A 5782-nucleotide genomic window follows, 5' to 3' on the forward strand; every position below is an offset into this window, starting at 1 on the left:
GAGGGCGGCGAAGCCCGCGAGGGAGAACCCGAAGGGTTCGAGCTTGCAAGGCGTGCAAGGAAGCTGCTGGAGGGCTTCCCCAGGGTACTATAACATTGAGAGGAAAGAAGGAAAAGAAATGAGCAGATTAGAGATTGTATCTCCAAACAGAGCGCGGATCGTCATGGAAGGTCTCTACAAGGATCTGGAAAGAAGAATTGAATCCAGTCCTCCGGGCTTATGTCCGGTAGATATGGCAAGAGCCTTTCTGGAACTGTGCCATGCACAGACGTGCGGAAAATGTGTGCCGTGCAGAATCGGACTTGGCCAGCTTAATCGTTTTATCAAAGATGTGCTGGACGGAAAAGCAACAATGAAAACGCTGGACTATATGGAAGAGACAGCACTCTCCATTATGGAATCAGCAGACTGTGCCATTGGCTATGAGGCAGCCAATATGGTTTATAAGGGACTGATCGGATACCGGGATGACTATATTGAACATATCCAGAACGGACGCTGTACCTGCACCTACAATCAGCCGGTTCCCTGTGTGGCCTTATGTCCGGCTCACGTGGACGTTCCGGGTTACATAGCGCTGGTAGGAGAGGGACGATATGCAGATGCCGTACGGCTGATCCGGAAGGATAATCCATTCCCTACTACATGCGGATTTATCTGTGAACATCCATGTGAGGCGAGATGCCGGAGAAATATGGTGGATGATTCCATTAATATCAGGGGACTGAAACGAGTGGCAGCAGACTTTGCAGGAGAGGTGGATCCGCCGGAATGTGCGCCGTCTACCGGTAAAAAGATAGCGGTTCTTGGAGGAGGACCTGGAGGATTGAGTGCCGCTTATTACCTGCAGCTGATGGGACATCAGGCAGTTGTATATGAGATGCTTCCAAAACTTGGAGGTATGCTGCGATATGGAATCCCTAATTACCGTCTGCCGAAAGAAAGACTGGAAGATGATATCAACTGCATTTTGAAGACTGGCGTACAGGTAAAATACGGCCTGAAGATCGGACAGGATATTACAATCCAGCAGCTTCGTAAAGAGTATGACGCTGTGCTGATTACGATCGGAGCAAGTACGGATAAAAAACTGGGGCTGGAAGGAGAAGATGCTGACGGAGTTCTCTCTGCAGTACAGTTCCTTAGAAACGTGGGCAAAAATATGATCATGGATCTGACCGGCAAGGAAGTTGCTGTTATTGGAGGCGGAAATGTATCTATGGATGCAGTGCGTACTGCAAAACGTCTTGGTGCAAAGAAGGTCAGCATTGTTTACCGCCGCCGTGTGGCAGATATGACAGCACTGCCACAGGAAATTGAAGGAGCAGTGGCAGAGGGAATTGAATTGCAGACTCTGAAAGCTCCGGCAGCAATCGATGTAGATGAAAACCATCATGTAAAAGGTATCTATGTAACGCCGCAGATGGTAAGCGCCATCAAAGATGGAAGAGCCAGTATCCGTCCTACCGGAGAGCCGGATGTATACATCCCTTGCGATGTGCTGATCGTAGCCATCGGGCAGAATATTGAAACGCGGCATTTTGAGGAGGCGGGAATCCCGGTAGAGAGAGGGAAGATCCGTACGAAGAGTACCGGAACCTTTGAAAATATGCCTGGTGTATTTGCAGGAGGCGACTGTGCCAGTGGCCCGGCTTCTGTAATCACTGCTATTGCGGCAGCAAAAGTTGTTGCGGCAAATATTGATGAATACCTTGGCTATCACCATGAGATTTCCTGTGATGTGGAGATCCCGGAGGCCAATCTTTCCGACCGTTCTCCTTGCGGAAGGGTAAACCTGACAGAGAGGGAAGCATGCGAACGTGTATGCGATTTCGAGGGAGTGGAAAACTGCATGACAGAAAAGGAAGCAAAGCAGGAAGCGGGACGCTGTCTGCGCTGCGACCACTTCGGCTATGGAATATTCAAAGGAGGGCGTGAGAGATTATGGTAAACCTGACAATAGATGGAAAACAGATTTCCGTAAAAGAAAATACAACGATTATGGAAGCTGCAAGGCAAAATGGGATACCAATCCCAAAGCTGTGCTACCTGAAAGGGATTAATGAGATTGCAGCCTGTCGTGTTTGTGTGGTGGAACTGGAAGGGAAAAATCGTCTGATCACCTCCTGCAATAATGTGGCAGAGGAAGGGATGGTGATCCACACAAACAGTCCCAAAGTGCGTAAAGACAGGAGGACGAATGTGGAACTGATCCTGTCGCAGCATGACTGTCAGTGTGTGACCTGTGCAAGAAGCGGAAACTGCAGCCTGCAGAAAATCGCAAATGATCTGAATATTTTGGATATTCCATTTGAAAAGGAGATTGAGCGTCAGCTGTGGAATCAGGATTTCCCGCTGATCAGAGACTCTGCAAAATGTATTAAATGTATGAGATGTATTCAGGTCTGTGACAAAGTACAGAAACTTTCCGTGTGGGATGTAGAAGGGACAGGTTCCAGAACAACTGTAAATGTAGCCGGACATGGAAAGATCGAGGATGCCCCCTGTTCTTTGTGCGGACAATGTATTACGCACTGTCCGGTGGGCGCGCTTCGTGAAAGAGATGATACAGAGAAAGTATGGGATGCCATTGCCGATGAGAAGAAAACCGTTGTGGTTCAGGTGGCTCCGGCTGTCAGAACATCCTGGGGCGAGCAGATCGGTCTGAAACCGGAAGAGGCAACTATTGGAAAGATTATGGACTCCTTGAAGAGAATGGGAGTAGATTATGTATTTGATACTGTGTTTTCCGCTGATCTGACCATTATGGAGGAAGCCAACGAGTTTGTACAAAGGTTTACATCCGGAGAACTCAAAGACCGTCCGATGTTTACATCCTGCTGTCCGGGATGGGTGAGATTTGCAAAATCCCAGTATCCGCATCTTGTAAAATATCTGTCCACGGCAAAATCTCCACAGGAAATGTTCGGGGCAGTTATGAAGACTTATTTTGCAGAAAAAATTGGAAAATCTCCGGAGGAGATTTATACCGTTTCCGTTATGCCATGTGTGGCAAAAAAGGCAGAACGGGAGAAAGAACTTTTCTATAATGAATATGCAGGACATGGTGTAGATACTGTTATTACTACAAGAGAGCTTGTGAAAATGATGCGTTCTGCCCACATCAGTCCGGATACCCTTCAGGACATTGAGAGCGATTCACCAATGCACGACGGAACTGGCGCTGGCGTTATCTTCGGTGCAACCGGTGGAGTTATGGAGGCTGCTCTTCGTACCGCTTACGCTATTATTACCGGAGAAAATCCGGAGGCGGATGCATTTAAGGCAGTGAGAAGCTCCGGGTTTAACGCAAATGACGGTGTGATGGAAGCAGAGCTGAATATCAACGGAATAAAAGTTCGCACTGCAGTTGTCAGCGGGCTTGGAAATACGAGAAACCTTCTGGATAAGATGGAAAAGGGAGAAGTCAAGTATGACTTTGTAGAAGTTATGGCATGTCCGGGAGGATGTGTCGGCGGCGGCGGACAGCCGATCCATGATGGTGAAGAGCTGGCATTTGAAAGAGGAAAGACGCTGTATGCACTTGATAAGAATGCAGATTTACGTTTCTCACATGAAAATCCGGATATTCAGAAATTGTATGATGAATATATGGAAAAACCGATGTCGCATAAGGCGCATATGCTTTTGCATACCGAGCATTAAAGGAAAATAGAAGAAAGCTGCAGTATCAATGATTAAGAAATCATAGATGCTGCAGCTTTCTTTGTTGCGTCTTTCGTTCGCTCAAAATATAATGAATGTAAAAGTTGGAGGTATAATCATGGGCTATATAACACGGAAAGAATTTGACTGATTCCCCAAAGTGCGAAAAAACCATTAGATGGCAGACGAAAATCTGATCGTCAGAAGGGAGAAGAATCATTGTGATTGAGGTTTATTACGCGGAAGATGATGAAATCATTGCTAAATCCGTAAAAGAATATCTGGAACAGAAAAACTGCAAGGTAACCATCTTTGGCGCTATTACCGACATAAAAAAAGCACTGATCAGCCATTTGCCTGCTGTTATTTTGCTGGATTGGAATATGCCGGATGGTCACGGAAACGAATTGTGCCGTTGGATTCGGGATAGATGGGATGATTTACCCGTTATCTATCTGACGGTTCGCGGCGACTCCGGCGATATTGTCAGCGGTTTTCAGAATGGTGCAGACGATTATGTGGTAAAGCCTTTCGATCTTGCCGTTCTTCATTCGCGTATTCTGGCACTGCTTCGCAGAGCAAAGGGTGCAGAAGCAATGAAATTGTTTTGCGATGACTTGATGTTGGATAAAGAAAAAGCTGCCGTCTATTATCAGCAGCAAGAAGTTATTGTTAGCCAGTTGGAATATCAGCTTCTTCAGCTGCTTTTGGAAAACAAGGGAAAAACTGTCACTAGGAGACAACTTTTGGAACAGATCTGGGATAACAGCGGGAACTATGTCAATGACAATACGCTGACGGTTAGCATGAAACGGTTAAGAGAAAAGCTGCATCATCCGCTCTGTTTAAAAACAATCCGTAGCTTTGGCTACCGCATGGAGGATACGAAATGAATGAAAGAAGAAAACAGGGAATCCTACTGCTTTTTCCAGTCGCGGTTCTCTTGATGGGGATAATTTTCACAACCGCGTTGTTTTATCATACCTATCGACAGATAGCCTATCAACATATTTCCGCATTCAGCGAAATCATTCTGGAAACTTCCCCCGAAGCCGAGCCACAGTTGTTGTCTAGTTTGAAAGGGTATTACTCATTGAGCGAACAAGAGATAGTAAAAAATAATTATTTGGGGAAATATGGTTATCGTGCAGAGGAGTTTTGCAAAGGGATTCCAACGTATACTTTTATTCTTCCTGTCATGTTATTTTTTATGGTTTCTGGAGCATTTGTCTTAGCAGCATGGTTGTTTCACAGGCGTAGTCAAAAACGTATTGTTGATTTGACGGAGTATTTGGAGCGGGTCAACATAGGGGCTGGGGAAACCCTGATACAGACACAGGAAGACGATTTTTCCAGATTACAGGACGAGATATACAAAACCGTTACAACGCTCTATCAGACCAGAGAAGCAGCCGTTTCTGCAAGGAAAAACTTCGCCGAAAACCTGGCAAATATCGCACACCAGCTAAAAACACCGATTACCGCAGCATTCCTGTCTTTACAGCTTATGAAGAAGGAAGCAGCCGATGAATATGCCAATCGGATTGAAAGGCAGTTGGATAGGCTGAACCGTCTGGAAGAATCCGTGCTTATGCTTTCTAAGATTGACGCAGGAACGCTACTGTTAAAGCACGAAAGAGTTGATCTTTATACAGCACTTAATCTGGCAGCGGAAAATCTGAATGATATATTGCAAGATAGTCATATTTTTATCGAGATACCAGAAAACGGCTGTATTGAATTTTTCGGTGATCTGGAATGGACAATGGAAGCCTTCATCAATTTAATGAAAAACTGTATGGAGCATTCACAGCCTGGCGGGATTGTCTATTGTGAGTATTCAGGCAATCCTCTTTATGCAGAAATTCGGATATGGGATGAAGGGACAGGTTTTGATGAGGAGGACTTACCACATCTTTTTGATCGCTTTTATCGTGGCAAGCGTGCAGTAGGAAATGGTATCGGAATTGGTCTGGCGCTTGCCCGTTCTATCTTTGAGTTACAGAACGGGACGATTACTGCCTATAATCGACGAAACGGCGGTGCATGTTTTGAAATAAGGCTGTACAGTCACTGAAATGTCACTTTACTTTGCTATACTGTACGCAAGATAAAC

The 5782-nt window shown here is 45.6% G+C and carries 4 protein-coding genes; all 4 read left to right on the plus strand.

Going from position 1 to position 5782, the window contains the following annotated elements:
• Positions 1-118 precede the first annotated feature (118 nt).
• The 4 genes from WJ238_RS10685 to WJ238_RS10700 all read left to right on the plus strand — a co-directional run bounded on the left by WJ238_RS10685 (position 119) and on the right by WJ238_RS10700 (position 5743).
• Positions 119-1951, plus strand: a complete 1833-nt coding sequence (locus WJ238_RS10685; protein ID WP_230105386.1) for an NAD(P)-binding protein — start codon at positions 119-121, stop codon at positions 1949-1951.
• Complete coding sequence (locus tag WJ238_RS10690; protein WP_316269438.1) at positions 1945-3666, plus strand: [FeFe] hydrogenase, group A; 1722 nt, start codon at positions 1945-1947, stop codon at positions 3664-3666. Before WJ238_RS10685 ends, WJ238_RS10690 begins: the two co-directional genes overlap by 7 nt.
• A gap of 221 nt (positions 3667-3887) precedes the next feature.
• Entirely contained in the window at positions 3888-4559 is a 672-nt protein-coding gene (locus WJ238_RS10695) for a response regulator transcription factor (protein WP_316265331.1), read from the plus strand.
• On the plus strand, positions 4556-5743 hold the full coding sequence (locus WJ238_RS10700; protein ID WP_316269436.1) for a sensor histidine kinase: 1188 nt from the start codon (positions 4556-4558) through the stop codon (positions 5741-5743). The genes WJ238_RS10695 and WJ238_RS10700 overlap by 4 nt, the downstream gene beginning before the upstream one ends.
• Positions 5744-5782: the final 39 nt, after the last annotated feature.

The organism is Claveliimonas sp. (genome assembly GCF_037273965.1).
Lineage (GTDB): Bacteria > Bacillota > Clostridia > Lachnospirales > Lachnospiraceae > Claveliimonas > Claveliimonas bilis.

Excerpts from the sequence above, each read along its gene's own strand:
- WJ238_RS10685 (WP_230105386.1), top strand. The coding sequence starts at position 119 with ATGAGCAGATTAGAGATTGTATCTCCAAACAGAGCGCGGATCGTCATG.
- WJ238_RS10690 (WP_316269438.1), top strand. The coding sequence starts at position 1,945 with ATGGTAAACCTGACAATAGATGGAAAACAGATTTCCGTAAAAGAAAAT.
- WJ238_RS10700 (WP_316269436.1), top strand. The coding sequence starts at position 4,556 with ATGAATGAAAGAAGAAAACAGGGAATCCTACTGCTTTTTCCAGTCGCG.